General features: G+C 67.0%; 14 protein-coding genes. 7 read left to right on the forward strand and 7 right to left on the reverse strand.

The genetic code is table 11. The features are described 5' to 3' along the window. Positions 1–3: 3 nt before the first annotated feature. The gene (locus KHN93_RS00055; protein WP_011035269.1) at positions 4–414 is read left to right on the forward strand and encodes an ExbD/TolR family protein; all 411 of its coding nucleotides are present in this window, start codon (positions 4–6) and stop codon (positions 412–414) included. A 354-nt stretch (positions 415–768) separates the two neighbouring features. Further along, the gene (locus KHN93_RS00060; protein WP_211921397.1) at positions 769–1,176 is read left to right on the forward strand and encodes an ExbD/TolR family protein; all 408 of its coding nucleotides are present in this window, start codon (positions 769–771) and stop codon (positions 1,174–1,176) included. 127 nt (positions 1,177–1,303) lie between these two features. On the opposite strand, the gene KHN93_RS00065 is transcribed toward KHN93_RS00060, so the two are convergent. The 3 genes from KHN93_RS00065 to cls form a co-directional block, all read right to left on the reverse strand. Beyond that, positions 1,304–2,071, reverse strand: coding sequence for a pyridoxine 5'-phosphate synthase (locus KHN93_RS00065; RefSeq protein ID WP_211921399.1), 768 nt, complete (start codon positions 2,069–2,071; stop codon positions 1,304–1,306). Positions 2,072–2,081: 10 nt separating this feature from the next. After that, positions 2,082–2,351, reverse strand: coding sequence for a hypothetical protein (locus tag KHN93_RS00070; RefSeq protein WP_024939143.1), 270 nt, complete (start codon positions 2,349–2,351; stop codon positions 2,082–2,084). Positions 2,352–2,425: 74 nt separating this feature from the next. Further along, entirely contained in the window at positions 2,426–3,886 is a 1,461-nt protein-coding gene (gene cls / locus KHN93_RS00075; RefSeq protein ID WP_039529487.1) for a cardiolipin synthase, read from the reverse strand. Between the two features lie 135 nt (positions 3,887–4,021). Between cls and KHN93_RS00080 the strand changes: the two genes are divergently transcribed. Next, entirely contained in the window at positions 4,022–5,116 is a 1,095-nt protein-coding gene (locus KHN93_RS00080) for a PA0069 family radical SAM protein (RefSeq protein ID WP_046345201.1), read from the forward strand. Between the two features lie 85 nt (positions 5,117–5,201). Here KHN93_RS00080 and KHN93_RS00085 read toward each other — a convergent pair whose 3' ends face one another. Beyond that, positions 5,202–5,906, reverse strand: a complete 705-nt coding sequence (locus KHN93_RS00085; protein WP_047129810.1) for a 2OG-Fe(II) oxygenase — start codon at positions 5,904–5,906, stop codon at positions 5,202–5,204. A gap of 336 nt (positions 5,907–6,242) precedes the next feature. Further along, positions 6,243–7,583 carry an outer membrane protein transport protein gene (locus KHN93_RS00090; RefSeq protein WP_211921401.1) on the reverse strand — a complete coding sequence of 447 codons (1,341 nt, stop codon included), beginning with the start codon at positions 7,581–7,583 and terminating at the stop codon, positions 6,243–6,245. A gap of 217 nt (positions 7,584–7,800) precedes the next feature. Between KHN93_RS00090 and KHN93_RS00095 the strand changes: the two genes are divergently transcribed. The 3 genes from KHN93_RS00095 (at position 7,801) to KHN93_RS00105 (ending at position 9,891) form a co-directional block, all read left to right on the forward strand. Then, positions 7,801–8,493: a rhomboid family intramembrane serine protease gene (locus KHN93_RS00095; RefSeq protein ID WP_003482177.1), complete on the forward strand. Its 693-nt coding sequence runs from the start codon at positions 7,801–7,803 to the stop codon at positions 8,491–8,493. A gap of 91 nt (positions 8,494–8,584) precedes the next feature. Further along, positions 8,585–8,905 carry a DUF1820 family protein gene (locus KHN93_RS00100; RefSeq protein ID WP_016901574.1) on the forward strand — a complete coding sequence of 107 codons (321 nt, stop codon included), beginning with the start codon at positions 8,585–8,587 and terminating at the stop codon, positions 8,903–8,905. Further along, positions 8,905–9,891: a D-2-hydroxyacid dehydrogenase family protein gene (locus tag KHN93_RS00105; protein ID WP_211921403.1), complete on the forward strand. Its 987-nt coding sequence runs from the start codon at positions 8,905–8,907 to the stop codon at positions 9,889–9,891. The genes KHN93_RS00100 and KHN93_RS00105 overlap by 1 nt, the downstream gene beginning before the upstream one ends. A gap of 203 nt (positions 9,892–10,094) precedes the next feature. Here the strand turns inward: KHN93_RS00105 and KHN93_RS00110 are convergent, their stop codons facing one another. Then, positions 10,095–11,603 carry a S41 family peptidase gene (locus KHN93_RS00110; RefSeq protein ID WP_104561507.1) on the reverse strand — a complete coding sequence of 503 codons (1,509 nt, stop codon included), beginning with the start codon at positions 11,601–11,603 and terminating at the stop codon, positions 10,095–10,097. A 142-nt stretch (positions 11,604–11,745) separates the two neighbouring features. Next, a complete protein-coding gene (locus KHN93_RS00115; RefSeq protein ID WP_211921405.1) occupies positions 11,746–13,044 on the reverse strand; it encodes a murein hydrolase activator EnvC family protein in 1,299 nt (432 codons plus the stop codon). A gap of 97 nt (positions 13,045–13,141) precedes the next feature. On the opposite strand from KHN93_RS00115, the gene KHN93_RS00120 reads away from it, so the two are divergent. Beyond that, a complete protein-coding gene (locus KHN93_RS00120; RefSeq protein WP_026064112.1) occupies positions 13,142–13,798 on the forward strand; it encodes a DUF4097 family beta strand repeat-containing protein in 657 nt (218 codons plus the stop codon). The last annotated feature ends 15 nt before the right edge of the window (positions 13,799–13,813 follow it).

The following is a 13,813-nucleotide window of genomic DNA, read 5'->3' on the forward strand; positions in this document are numbered from 1 at the left end:
GCCATGGCATTCAGTACCGGTGGAAACCGCGGCCCAATGGCCGACATCAATGTCACGCCCCTGGTGGACGTGATGTTGGTGCTGCTGATCATCTTCATCGTGACCGCGCCGATCATGACCTACCCGATCGCCGTGGATCTGCCGCAGCGGGTGCTCAACCCGCCACCGCAGACGACCGAACCGCCGCCGCCGATCGAGTTGCGGATCGACGCCAGCAACCAGGTGTTCTGGAACAACAGCCCGACCCCGGTCGCGCAGTTGCAGCAGAAGATGGAAGAAGTGGTGCAGGCCGATCCGACCAATCAGCCGGAACTGCGCATCGACGCCAATGAAGATGCGGAGTACGAAGTGATGGCCAAGGTCCTTGCTGCGGCGAAAAACTCGCAGATGAAGAAAATCGGCTTCATGCAGTAAGACATCGCAAGACCGCAACACAACAGTCATGACGCGACTGCAACGCCACCGGAAACGGTGGCGTTTTTTTATGCTCGATCAATCGGGTGCTTGCTGCCGCTATGTTCGACACGCACGGATGCGGCCGGCTGTTTGCCAGGACGTTGGTATCCGTTTCCCAGGCACCGGACGAGTGATGCATGCAGTGACCCTCAGGTCGTCCGCGCAAGCAAACCGCGGGAGTTGCAGCGGCAAGTCGCAACGGCACGCTTCGGGGCTCGGCCCGCCAGATGCGTCTGCCCTGCCCCTCCCTCGCTGCCGGCCAGGTGTATGCTCGAGCGTGCAGCACCCACGCTCATAGCACAGGAGGCAGTCATGGCTTTCAGTACGGCAGGCAATCGGGGACCGCTGGCGGAGATCGATGTCACGCCGCTGGTGGATGTCATGTTGGTGTTGTTGATCATCTTCATCGTCACCGCTCCGATGCTGGCGCGGCCAATCACGGTGGACCTGCCACAGCGCAGCGAGCAAGCCCAGTCACGCATGGAGCCGCCTGCACCGATCGGGTTGCGTGTGGACGCCAGCGGGCAAGTGTTCTGGAATGCCAGCCCGATAACGCTGCAGCAATTGCAGCCCAGGTTGATCGAACAGATGCGCCAGGCAGCCGGCAATCAGCCAGAGCTGCGCATCGCCGCCAGTGCGGATGCCGAATACGCGGTGATGGCCAAGGTGCTGGCTGCAGCCAAGAATGCGCAGGTGGATCGCATCAGTTTTGTGCAGTAAATGGGTGATTAACCAGCCTGGTAAATCAGCCAGAAATCATCGATAACGATTGCATCGGGGCAGAAGCCCTGCCCCGATGCAATACCTAGAAACTAAACAACGCATCCACATAATCGACTTGATTATCTCAAGCGCTGATCGATGCGCCGCGCAGTATGTCCAGATAGGCGCGCACTGTTACATCCAGGCTTTGATACAAGGCCTCGCTGATCAATGCATGGCCGATCGAAACCTCGTGCACACCGGGGACAGCGCTCAGAAAGTCGCCGAGATTGGCCTGCGATAAATCGTGTCCGGCATTGACGCCCAGACCTGCGGTAGCTGCGCGTTGCGCCGCATCGGAAAACAGCTTGAATACAGCATCCGGCTGGCCGCTCAGATGCGCCTGCGCATACGGGCCGGTGTATAACTCGATGCGGTCTGCACCGAGTGTTGCCGCCTGCGCGATAGCGGGATTGTCGGCATCGACAAACAGACTGACGCGAGCACCGATTGCCTTGAACGAGGCGATCAGCGTGGCCAGTTGGGTGGTGTCCTGGGCAAAATCGAATCCGTGGTCGGACGTCAGCTGTCCATCGCCATCCGGTACCAGGGTGACCTGTTCGGGGCGGGTGGCACGACATAATTCCAGCAGACCCGGATAGCCGTCGCGCGGTGGCGCGAACGGGTTGCCTTCGATATTGAATTCGACGCCGTGCTCGCGTGTCAGTGCGCTCAGCGCCAGCACATCGTCGGCGCGGATATGCCGCTGGTCCGGACGCGGGTGCACGGTGATGCCATGCGCACCGGCGGCAATGCAGGTGCGTGCGGCCTGCACCACATCCGGATCGTGGCCGCCGCGCGAATTGCGCAACACCGCGATCTTGTTGACGTTGACGCTGAGCTGGGTGGTCACTGCGTCGGTCTCAGGCTTGCGGCTCGCCGTCGCGCGTGGCGTTGAGGGCGGCTGCCTTGCGGGCTTCGGCGATCTCGCGCAGGCGGCGCAGCTCGGCAGGGTCGATCAGGCTGCTGGTGTCGCGCTGGGTATCGCCCATGCGCGAGGCGAACCAGCCGCGCGTCCACAGCAACAGCAACAGCAGTGCCACCAGCAGCGAGGCCACCAGCAACCACACGTGCGGCGTGCTGAAGGCCAGCACCAGCGCACCCAATGCCATAAGCAGAAACAGCCAGTGCATGACGAGCTCCCCGATCAGTGGCGGCAGTGTAGCGCCGCGCCCGGCACTGTTCCACGTGGGCGCGGCGATGCGGCTCAGAGCAGCGGCGACAGCAGCCGTGCACAGGCTTCGGGCAGCCGCGAGCGCCACAACGGCCGGTGGCGGACGAAGCGCACTTCCTGCGCCTGCTGCAGGTCGGCGTCGATCAAGCCGGCCAGCTCGGCGGCCACCGCCTGGTCGCGAAACAGCATCGACAACTCGAAATTCAGGCGAAAGCTGCGGCTGTCGAAATTGGCGCTGCCGACGATGCAGACATCGTCGTCGGCCAGCAACGCCTTGGTGTGCAGCATGCGCGGGCCGTATTCGTAGATGCGCACCCCGGCCTCGAGCAGCTCGTCGAAATACGAACGCGCCGCGTAGGTGACCAGGCGCGAGTCGCTGACGCGTGGCACCAGCAGGCGCACGTCCAGGCCCCCCAGTGCGGCCGAGGTCAGCGCCATGCGCGCGGCCTCGCCGGGCACGAAATATGGCGTGACCAGCCAGACCCGATGCCGGGCTTCGTGAATCGCAGCGACCATCAGCCGGTGGATGGACTCCCACGACGAATCCGGCCCGGAGACCAGCACCTGCGCGTCGACATCGCCTTGCGCACGGCTCGGCACATCTTCGGGCCAGAGTTGCTGGCCGTGGAAGGCAGCGCGGCCCTGTCCGGTGGCGTAGAGCCAGTCTTCCAGGAACACCAGCTGCAGGCTGCGCACCACGTGGCCTTGCAGGCGCATGTGCAGGTCGCGGTAGGCATCGCTGCGGACCTGCTCGTTCTCTTCGTCGGTGACGTTGATGCCGCCGGTGAAGCCGATCCTGCCGTCGACCACGACCACTTTGCGGTGGGTGCGCAGGTTCAACCACGGCCGCTTGAACGGCTTGAGCAGCTGGGATGGATGAAACCAGGCGGTCTCCACCCCGGCCGCGCGCAGCGTGCGCAAGCTGCGCCGGGTCATCGCCGACGAACCCACCGCATCCATCAGCAGGCGCACCTTGACCCCGGCGCGTGCGCGCTCCATCAGCGCATCGCAGATCGCGGTGCCGCTGTGGTCGGGCTGGAAGATGTAGTACTGCAGATGGATATGGTCGCGCGCACCGCGGATGGCCTCGATGATGGCCGCATAGGTGGCCGCGCCATCCACCAGCCAGTGCACCTCGGTGGCGCTGCTGGGGGCCAGCCCGGTGGTGGACTGGGCGATCTTGGCCAGCTCGGTGCAGTCCGCATCCGGCGGGCAGACGCTGCTATAGCTCTCCATGCCCGAGCGCGAACGGCCGCGCCGCAGTCGCTGGCGTTTGACCTTCTGCGGGCCGAGCCAGTAGTAGATCAGCAGGCCCAGATACGGCAGCGCCGCCAGCGACAGCACCCAGCTGAGCGTGGCCACCGGCTCGCGCTTCTGCAGCACGATCCAGCTGGCGATCCACAGCAGGTACAGCACGTAGGCGGCGAGGAGAAGCGCTTCGAGGTGGGGAATGGTGGCCAGCCGATCCCACGCGCCCTGTACGGATGCGAGCATGCGCGGATTCTACGGGGCGCACGCACCGCCGCGATGACCATGCGGCCAACACGATCGCCGCGCCGGGTCTGAAAGCTTCATCGCGGCGCGCCCCTGGTCGCATCGATTGAGACCGGCCGGCCGTACGATGACGCGATGGCAACTGCGATCAAGGGCCGTGGTGCGACCGGCCATCTGCCCGGACGCTTCGAAACCACCACCCAACAACCGGTGGACGATGGCTGGTACGCCGACGACGGCGAGGAGTTCGCCGCGCCGGCGCTGCGCACCCAGGTCACCGAGGAAACCGCGCGCAGCATCATCAGCCGCAATCAATCGCCGGACATCGGCTTTTCGCAATCGGTCAATCCGTATCGTGGGTGCGAGCATGGTTGCAGCTACTGCTTTGCGCGGCCCTCGCATGCCTATCTCAATCTGTCGCCCGGGCTGGATTTCGAGACCAAGCTGTTCGCCAAGACCAATGCGCCTGAGCTGTTGCGCCGTGAACTGTCGCGCCCGGGCTATGTGCCCAGCCCGATCGCACTGGGCATCAACACCGATGCCTACCAGCCGATCGAGCGCAAACGTGCACTGACGCGGCGCCTGATCGAGGTGCTGTGGGAAACCCGCCATCCGTTCACGCTGATCACCAAGAATGCGTTGGTCACGCGCGATCTGGACCTGCTCGCACCGCTGGCACGCGAGGGCCTGGTCAACGTGCATTTTTCGGTGACCACGCTGGACCCGCATCTGTCGGCCAGGCTGGAACCGCGCGCGTCCGCACCGCATGCCCGCCTGCGCGCGATGCGGGCGCTGCACGAGGCCGGCGTGCCGGTCGGGGTGATGGCCGCGCCGGTGATCCCGTGGATCAACGACCATGAGCTGGAAGCGATCCTGCAGGCCGCGTCCGCTGCCGGCGCGCACAGTGCCGGCTACGTATTGCTGCGGCTGCCGCACGAAGTGGCGCCGCTGTTCCGCGACTGGTTGCAGACCCATCACCCGCAACGCGCCGGGCACGTGATGAGCACGATCCAGCAACTGCGCGGCGGCAAGGATTACGACAGCGCCTTCGGCACACGCCTGCGCGGCCAGGGCGTCTACGCGGAGTTGCTGGCACGCCGCTTCGCCCTGGCCCACCGCCGCAGCGGTTTCGACGCACGCGACATGCCGGCATTGGACACGACCAAGTTCCGCCGCCCCGCTCCGCCGGCCAAGCCGGTGCCGCAGTCGCCGCAAGGCAGTCTGTTCTAGGGGCGGGGATTGGGGATTTGAGATTGGGGATTCGTAACAGCCGACGCACTGTAGTGACCTGCCCTTACCAATCCCCAATCCCCAATCACGAATCCCCGCCGTACAAGGCACTCGCCGACTGGAACAGGATCCAGCTGGTGGCGATGAACTTGTCGCCGCCGACCGGGCGGTTGCCGCGGTGGGTGTGGGTGAAGGCGGTGGGGGCGATCAGCAGGCTGCCGGTGCGCGGGCGGGCCTTGCGCTGCTGGAACAGGAATTCGGTCTCGCCCTGTTCGAACTCGTCGTTGAGGTACAGCGTCCACAGCAGATGCCGGTGCAGCGTGTCGGCGCTGGCATCGCGTGGATACAGCTCGCAATGCCAGTAGGGATAGCCGCCCTGGTCGGCGGTGTACCACTGCAGGTTGATCGCACCCGGGCGCAGGCAGGTGCGGGCCAGGTCGCCCAGCGCCTGGTCGCTCATCTGCGCGATGTCCTCGGCCACCAGCCGGTGCGGGCTGCCGTCGGCGGTGGTGACCTGCAGCATCAGCGGCGAGATCAGGGCTTGTGGATAGTGCCGCAGATAGGTCAGCACGCCTTCGAACACGGCCTGCTGCAGGCGGTTTTCCACCGCCGCCCATTCGGCCACGCCGCTGATGCGCAGGTCGCGGCTGTGTTTGAGTTCGGGAAACACGCCGCCACCGATGCGGCCGGGATGCAGCTGCTGGCTGTCGCGCATGCGTTGCACGATGGCGGCGCAATCCTCGCGCGAGACGGCGTTGTCGGCGATCTGGATGAAGTCGGGTTGGCTCATCGCACGACCATAGCAATCTGCGCTACCGCCTGCACAGCACGCCCGGCGGCGTACGCGGCCTCGGTCGGCCCATTGCCATGAGGCATCATCGCTGCATGCTTCAGCGCTGCGTCGCCCAGAAAGACAGCGCCGCAGCATGCACCACGCGCTCGCCACGCCAGCCAGTACGCCACTGCGATGGCGCTGGGTGATGCGCTGCCTAGATCGTCTGCGGCAATCTACTTGCGCAGACGCAATCAGCCGCCGGCCTGCAACGCACGTGGTGGCGCGTGCAAGGCAGCAAAGAAAAACCCCGCCGTAGCGGGGTTTTTCGTTACACGCGTGGTGCTACGACGATCAGAACTTGTAGTTGACCGAAGCGGCCAGCACGTCGCCCTTCACCTTGTAGCTGCCCGCCAGACGGTCGCCGGTGGCACTGCGGGTGTCGCTGGTCGGGTCGCTGGTGAACAGGTGGGTGTAACCGAAGTTGTATTCGGCCTGCTGCGACGGACGCCAGCTCAGACCCAGCGAGACCCACTTGCGGCTCGCATCCGGCACGCGCACGTCGCGGTGCTCGGCGGTGGTCGGGGTCTGGTCGTACGCCAGGCCGCCACGCAGGGTCAGCGTCTCGCTCATGCGGTAGTCGGCACCGATCGAGGCGAAGGTGGTGTCGCGGTAGGAGAAGTCCAGCACGCTGTCGGGCTGGTTGGAGGCGAAGTCCACGGTCACCTGGTCGAACTTGCTCCAGGCGGTACGGGTGACATCGGCCATGATCGACCACTGCTCGTTCACGTTGTGGGTGAAGCTGGCGGTGGCGCTGGCCGGCAGCCTGACGGTGGCGCGGCCCTTGGTGTCGACGAAGGTGCCCGGAGCGGCAACGCCCAGGACTGCCGCAGCCGGACCCGGCACGGTGAAGTCGGCATCGCCATCGGTGATCTTGTGATCCACTTGCGAACGGTAGCTGAAACCGATGTGGGTGTTCTCGTCGATGCTGAACAGGCCGCCGAGGGTGAAGCCCACTTCGGTGCTGTCGCCCTTGATGCGCGAGTAGCCATCGGCATTGCCCGGTGCGAAGCCCGGCACGCGACGCGCGGCCAGCACGCTGCCGAAGTCGACCGCATTGGCCAGATCGATATCCAGACGCTCGGCGAACACCGACGCACCGAAGGACACGTACGGGTTCACGTCGTAGGAGAACGCGACATTGAAGTCGATCGCCTGCAGCTCGGTCTTGGTGCCGTGGTAGCGGCCGACCCAGTCGCGGTCGTATTCGGTCTTGAAGCCGAACGGCACGGTCAGCGATGTACCCAGGTGCATGTTGTCGTTCTCGCCGAACGGCACGTGGAAGTACATCGCCGGGACCGGCGCGATCATGCCGGCGTCGCCGCCATTGCCGCCGGAGACCGGGGCGCCGTTGGCGTAGGTGGCGGTGTCGGGCTGGAACTTGGCCGAGAAGCTGATGGCGCTGACGTCGGCCTGGAACAGGCGACCGTCCAGCTGGCGCATGCCGGCCGGGTTGTTGGCGATGATCGAGGCATCGTCCGGGGCGCTGCCCGAACCGGCGAAGGCGCGGCCAAGACCCTTGGCGCTGTTTTCCTTCAGCTGGAAGGCGGCGCCGTGGGCCTGGCCAACGGCCAGTACGCCGGCAATGCCGACGGCCAACAGGGTGGCGCGGCTGAGAATGGAAGCGGTAGACATAAGGTGGTGCTCTCCGGATAAAGACTGCAGTGGTCGGTACAGCGCCCGCGCCCAGCGCCAAGTGGCTGCTGGAGCGCGCCGGAGACCCCCCCCCGACATACGACGCCGTACGCAGTATACCCACCACAATTAACCGAACAATAACGAAGCACGTTTTGATCGGCTGGACAGGTTAGGGATGGGTTCAGGAGCGTGAACCCGCTAGAGTGCCACTCCGATGTTCGTCTCTCTCCCCTCCCGCAAGAAACCCACCCCGCGCTGGGCAGTGCCGTTGCTGTTCGCAACCGTGTGGCTGGCCTATCTGTGGTCGATCAGCCGGCCCGGCGAGGCACGCAATACGCTGTGGCTGGACTGGGGCGCGCTGTCCAGCGGCGTGTCCAACCTGGGCGACTGGTGGGCGACCCTGCGCGACGGCAGCGTGCTGCGGCTGTTCACCGCGTTGTTCCTGCATGCGGACTGGTCGCACCTGCTCGGCAACCTGGTGTTCCTGCTGATCTTCGGGCTGCCGGCCGAGCGCATTCTCGGGCCGTGGCGCCTGCTGTTGCTGTTCCTGGTCGGCGGCGCGGCCTCCAATCTGGCGGCGATCTTCGCGATCGGCACGCCGGACCGGGTGATCATCGGTGCCTCGGGCGCGGTGTCGGCGTTGATCGGCACCTATCTGGCGCTGTTCCCCGGCGCCAAGCTGGGCGTGGTGCTGCCGCTGGGAGTGTTTCTGGAATTCATCCGGGTACCAGCACCGTTGCTGATCGGTGCCTGGGCGCTGCTGCAGGTGGTGTTTGCCTACATCGGCCCGGCCTTCGGCATGGTCGCGTGGTCGGCGCATATCGCCGGGTTCGTGTTCGGCATCGTCTACGGGCTGTATGTGCGCGCGGCGATCGCGCGGCGGCTGCGCAAGCGCCACGGGTTCTAGCGCGGCGGCAATCGTGCAAGGCGCACCGGGGCGCCGTGTTGCGCCGGCTCCGCGCTGCGTCGCTGCGCGGTGGCGCGCCTATAATCGCCGCATGTCCAAGCCCCTGTACAAAGTCACCTTCCTCAACCACGGCAAGGTCTACGAGCTCTACGCCCGCCAGGTCACCGGCAGCCATCTGTGGGGCTTCAACCAGATCGGCGAGCTGGTGTTCGACGTGCACGACGGGCTGGTGGTCGACCCCACCGAAGAGCGCCTGCGCGAAGAGTTCGGCAACACCAAGACGCTGCACCTGCCGATGCAGAGCATCGTGCGCATCGAGGAAGTCGAGAAGAAGGGCCAGTCGGTGATCCGCGATGCCACCACCGGCGACAAGGTGGTCACGCCGTTCCCGTTGCCGACCAAGCCGCGCTGATGCGCATCCTGGTGCCCGACGATTACCAGGGCGCCGTGCGTCACCTGCCCTGCCTGCAGCGCCTGCACGGCCACGATGTGCAGGTGCTGGGCGCGCTGGCCACCGACCCCAACGAATGGGCCGAGCGGCTGGTCGAAGCCGATGCGCTGGTACTGATCCGCGAACGCACCCGCGTGGACGCCACGCTGTTGCGGCGACTGCCGCGACTCAAGTTGATCAGCCAGACCGGCCGGATCGGTGCGCATGTGGATGTGGCCGCGTGCACCGAGTTCGGGGTGGCGGTGGCCGAAGGCGTCGGCTCGCCGGTGGCGCCGGCCGAACTGACCTGGGCCTTGATCCTGTCGGCCAGCCGGCGCCTGGGCGAGTACCAGCGCGCGCTTCACCAGGGCCGCTGGCAGGCGCTGGGCGATCCCGGCCTGGGGCGCGCGTTGCACGGGCGCACCCTGGGCATCTGGAGTTACGGGCGGATCGGCCAGCGCGTGGCCGGCTTCGGGCGTGCGTTCGGCATGCAGGTGCTGGTGTGGGGCGGCGAGGCCTCGTGCGCACAGGCCGCGCGCGATGGCTTCGACATCGCCGCCAGCCGGCAGGACCTGTTCGAACGCAGCGATGTGCTGTCGCTGCATCGGCGCCTGACCGCGCAGACCCGCCACCAGATCAGTGCGCAGGATCTGGCGTGGATGCGTCCGGATGCGTTGCTGGTCAACACCAGCCGCGCCGAGCTGATCGCGCCCGGCGCATTGCTGGCCGCGCTGGATGCGGGCCGGCCGGCGCAGGCGGCGGTGGATGTGTTCGAGCGCGAGCCGGTGCTGGATCCGCGCGACCCGCTGCTGCAGCATCCACGCGTGCTGGCGACGCCGCATCTGGGCTACGTGGAAAGCGACAGCTATGCGCTGTACTTCGAAGCGGCGTTCGACAATGTGCTGGCGTTTGCCGCCGGTGCGCCGCGCAACCTGGTCAATCCCGAGGCGTTGGCGATTGTGCGATAGCGCGTGGTTGACGCGGTGGTGATTGGGCAACTGGCGAGGCTTGTCGCGACCGGGGTCGCTCCTACGAACGCCTCGGGGTCCAAACCCGCCGGCGCTGTGGTGGCCGGGTGATCCAGGATGCGTGCAGGTGGCGTCGCAGTGCCGACGCGTGGCGATCGGGCCTGGCGCGCAGCGGGTGATTGACCCGCTGCGCTGTGGCCGGATTACTTGACCGGTTCGGCCGGCGCCGGCGCCGCTGGTGCGGCTGGCGGCGCGGGCTTGGCCTTTTCAGCCGGTTCGCTCGGCTTGTCGGCAGGCTTGGGCTTGTCGGTCGCGGCCGGGCGCGCGGCAGCCGGCTTCGGCTCGGCCGCGGTCTTGGCGGCCCTGGCCTTCTGCGCTGCCTGTGCCTTGGCCTTGAGCGCGGCTTGCGCCTTGGCCGCCGAGCCGGGCTGCTTGAGCTCGGCCAGCGCGGAGGCGATCGGGCCATCGCCCGGCAGCACGTCGCCGGCGCTGTAGCCCTCCTCGCCTTCGGCATCGCCACGCAGATGGCCCGGCAGCGTGGCTTCGCTGAAGTCGGCCAGGCTGGCCGGCACGTCGGCATCGCCCGGTTGCGGTTCCGGGGTGAGCAGCACTTCCGGCACGATGCCGCTGGCCTGGATCGACTTGCCGCTGGGGGTGTAATAGCGCGCGGTGGTCAGCTTGACCGAGTCGCCGTTGTCCAGCGGCAGCACGGTCTGCACCGAGCCCTTGCCGAAGGTGCGGCTGCCGATGATGCGCGCGCGCTGGTTGTCGCGCAGCGCGCCGGCCAGCACTTCCGAAGCACTGGCCGAGCCGGCGTCCACCAGCACCACCACCGGTGCGCCGCCGAGCAGATCGCCCGGGGTGGCGTCGAACTTGGCATCGCTGATGGAGATGCGCCCGCGCGTGCTGACGATGTTGCCCTTGTCGAGCAGATCGTCGGCCACCTGCACCGCCGAGGTCAGCAGGCCGCCCGGGTTGCTGCGCAGGTCCAGCACCAGGCCGCGCAACTTGCCGCCGGCCTGCAGCTGCTTGAGGTTCTTCTGGAAGTCGGCACCGGTGTCGGCCTGGAAGGTGCTGATGCGGATATAGCCATAACCCGGTTCCAGCAGCTTGCTGCGCACGCTGGCCACGCGGATGGTCTCGCGCTGCAGGGTCACGTCGAACGGCTTGGGCGCCTTGTCGCGCACGATGGTCAGCACGACCTTGCTGCCGGATTCGCCGCGCAGCGGCTCCATCGCCTTGCTGGCGTCGATCGGCTTGCCGTCGATGGCCACGATGACGTCGCCGGCGCGGATGCCGGCGCGCGCGGCCGGTGTGTCGTCGATCGGCGCGATCACCTTGAGCGTGTTGTCCTGCTGCTGCAGCAATTCCACGCCGATGCCGTCGTAGGCGCCGGTGGCCTGCTCGTCGAAGGCTTCGGCATCTTCCTTGTCGAAATAGGTGCTGTGCGGGTCCAGATCCGAGAGCAGGCCGCGCACCGCGGCGTGCATCAGCTTCTTGTCCTCGACCGGGTCGACGTAAGCCTGCTTGACCGCGTTGTACACCGCCACGAAGCGGCGGATCTCGTCCAGCGGCACCTTGGAGACGGCGGCTTCATTGGCTTCCGGATCGTCCGCAGTGGCCTGGGCGGCGGCGGGACTGGCTTTCTGCGCCCAACCGGGTGAGGCGAACAACGCCAGCGACAGGGCAACGGACAGGACGGCTACGCGCATGAAGCACTCCGACAAAGAGATAAGACGCCCCGCAACGGAGCAGCCTGGATTATGCGCGAAGCCGCGGTAAATCCGCGTTGACTTGGCAGGGCCAGGTATGGCGGCGGTCATGCACCGGCACGCGCGCGGCGTGCGCGTGCGCTCAGCGGCGCTGCAACCAGCTCGACGGATCCACCGGCTGCCCGTTGCGACGCAGTTCGAAGTACAGCGCCGGCACGCCCTGCCCGCCCGAGCTGCCGACCTTGGCCACCGCTTCGCCGCGCTTGATCGACGCGCCGGCATCACGCAACAGTGTGTCGTTGTGCGCGTACAGGCTCATGTAGCCGTTGCCGTGGTCCACGATCAGGATCATGCCGTAGCCGGTCATCCAGTCGGAGAACACCACCGTGCCATCGGCCACCGCGGTGACGGTGCTGCCCTTGGGCGCGCCGATCAGCACGCCCTTGCTGGTGTGGCCGTCGGGCAAGGTGGCGTTGAAGCGCGCCAGCAGGTTGCCCGCCACCGGCCAGCTCAGGCCGCCGACCTTGGGCGCCGGCGCACTGGCGATGACCTTGGGCGGGGTCTTGCCGGGACGCTCGGGGCGCTCGGTCTTGCTGCGTTTGGCCTGCGCGGCGGCTTCGGCGGCGGCGCGTTTGGCGGCAGCCCGCCGTTCGGCCTCGGCCTTGGCGGCGGCCGCGCGCAGGTTGGCGAGCAGCTGCTCCAGCGATTTGGCGTCCTGGCCCAGGGCTTTTTCGCGCTCGGCGCGCTGTTTGTAGCGGTCGTCCAGCTGCGCGACGGTCGCCGCCTGCTGCGAGCGATCCTTCTGCAGCAATGCGGCCTGCGCCTTTTGCTGCGCACGCGCCGCATCCAGTGCCTGGCGACGGCTGGCGATGTCCTGCTCCACCTTGGTGAGCGCATCCAGTTGCGTGGTCAGTGCCTGGATGCGCTGTGCACGCGCGTTCTGCACGTAGCGATGATCGGCCAGCATGCGCGTGGCATCGCCCACGGTGTCCTGCGACAACAGCACCTTCAACGGCGCGTTGCGGCCGACCTGGTCGGCGGCGCGCAATAGCGCGGCCAGCTGCACGCGCTGGTTCTGCAGGCCGCGCTGCAGCTGCGCACGGTCCTGCTGCAGCTTGCCCAGGTGCTGTTCCTGCTCGCGCATCGCCGTTTCGGTCTCGCTCAACGCACGCGAGGTCCTGGCCACCTTCTCGTCGGCCTGGCGCAGTTGCTGGGCGGCGTTGCCGCGCTTGCCCTCCAGCTCGCGGCGGTCGGCGCTGATGGTCTTGAGTTCGTCGCGCAGCTGCTGCAGTTTGCGCTCGGTTTCGCGCTGGCTTTGCGCACCGGCCGCGGTGCTGCCCAGCAGCGTGCAGGCCAGCACGGTCGCCGCCAGCCACGCGCGGGAGCGGCCGGTGGCGGGGGCGGACGGCAGGCGCGATCGCAGGGCGGGCGACAGGGGCAACGAAAGGTCCAGTGACTTCAGGCAGGTGCGCGATTGTAGCCAAGCATGGTGTGATCGCCGCCACGCCCAAGACAGCCGCCGCCGCGCAAGGTTCAGCATGAAGCCCCAGCATCTTCTTCTGGCATTGTCCCTGGTCTGCACAAGCGCCTGGGCCGACGAGGACATCAGCAAGGTCAACGGCCGTATCAGCGCCGAGGCCGGCAAGGTCTATGGCGGGCTGGACACCGTCAACGGCTCCATCGAGGTCGGCGCCGGCGCGCAGACCCGGAGTGTGGAAACGGTCAACGGCAGTATCCAGATCGGCGACAACGCCCGCACCGGCGATGTCTCCACGGTCAATGGCGCGATCACGCTGGGCCAGAAGGTGGTGGTGTCCGGCGGGCTGGAGACGGTCAACGGCAGTGTGCTGGTGGAGCGCGGCAGCCGCATCAGCGGCGGCGTGGAAACCGTCAACGGCAGCATCGGCCTGGTGGAAACCGAGCTCGGCGAGGGCATCGAGACCGTCAACGGCGACATTACTGTCGGGGTGCGCTCGCATGTGCGTGGCGGGATCGAGGTCACCAAGCCGAACTTCAGCTTTTCGTTCAAGCCTGCGCGCAAGCCGCGCGTGGTGATCGGCCCGGATGCGGTGGTCGATGGCCCGCTGGAGTTCGAGCGCGAGGTCAGCCTGTACGTGCACCGCACTGCGAAGATCGGTGCCGTCACCGGCGCCACCGCGCGCAGCTTCGACAGCGACGTGGCGCCCAAGGACTGACGCCCTCACCACGGG

Source organism: Xanthomonas arboricola pv. juglandis (assembly GCF_905367715.1).
Classification (GTDB): Bacteria; Pseudomonadota; Gammaproteobacteria; order Xanthomonadales; family Xanthomonadaceae; genus Xanthomonas; species Xanthomonas arboricola.

Coding starts and splice junctions, on each gene's coding strand:
- KHN93_RS00070 (WP_024939143.1), bottom strand. CDS start 2,351: ATGCACTGGCTGTTTCTGCTTATGGCATTGGGTGCGCTGGTGCTGGCC.
- cls (WP_039529487.1), bottom strand. CDS start 3,886: ATGCTCGCATCCGTACAGGGCGCGTGGGATCGGCTGGCCACCATTCCC.
- KHN93_RS00110 (WP_104561507.1), bottom strand. CDS start 11,603: ATGCGCGTAGCCGTCCTGTCCGTTGCCCTGTCGCTGGCGTTGTTCGCC.
- KHN93_RS00060 (WP_211921397.1), top strand. CDS start 769: ATGGCTTTCAGTACGGCAGGCAATCGGGGACCGCTGGCGGAGATCGAT.
- KHN93_RS00090 (WP_211921401.1), bottom strand. CDS start 7,583: ATGTCTACCGCTTCCATTCTCAGCCGCGCCACCCTGTTGGCCGTCGGC.
- KHN93_RS00080 (WP_046345201.1), top strand. CDS start 4,022: ATGGCAACTGCGATCAAGGGCCGTGGTGCGACCGGCCATCTGCCCGGA.
- KHN93_RS00120 (WP_026064112.1), top strand. CDS start 13,142: ATGAAGCCCCAGCATCTTCTTCTGGCATTGTCCCTGGTCTGCACAAGC.
- KHN93_RS00105 (WP_211921403.1), top strand. CDS start 8,905: ATGCGCATCCTGGTGCCCGACGATTACCAGGGCGCCGTGCGTCACCTG.
- KHN93_RS00055 (WP_011035269.1), top strand. CDS start 4: ATGGCATTCAGTACCGGTGGAAACCGCGGCCCAATGGCCGACATCAAT.
- KHN93_RS00095 (WP_003482177.1), top strand. CDS start 7,801: ATGTTCGTCTCTCTCCCCTCCCGCAAGAAACCCACCCCGCGCTGGGCA.
- KHN93_RS00100 (WP_016901574.1), top strand. CDS start 8,585: ATGTCCAAGCCCCTGTACAAAGTCACCTTCCTCAACCACGGCAAGGTC.
- KHN93_RS00085 (WP_047129810.1), bottom strand. CDS start 5,906: ATGAGCCAACCCGACTTCATCCAGATCGCCGACAACGCCGTCTCGCGC.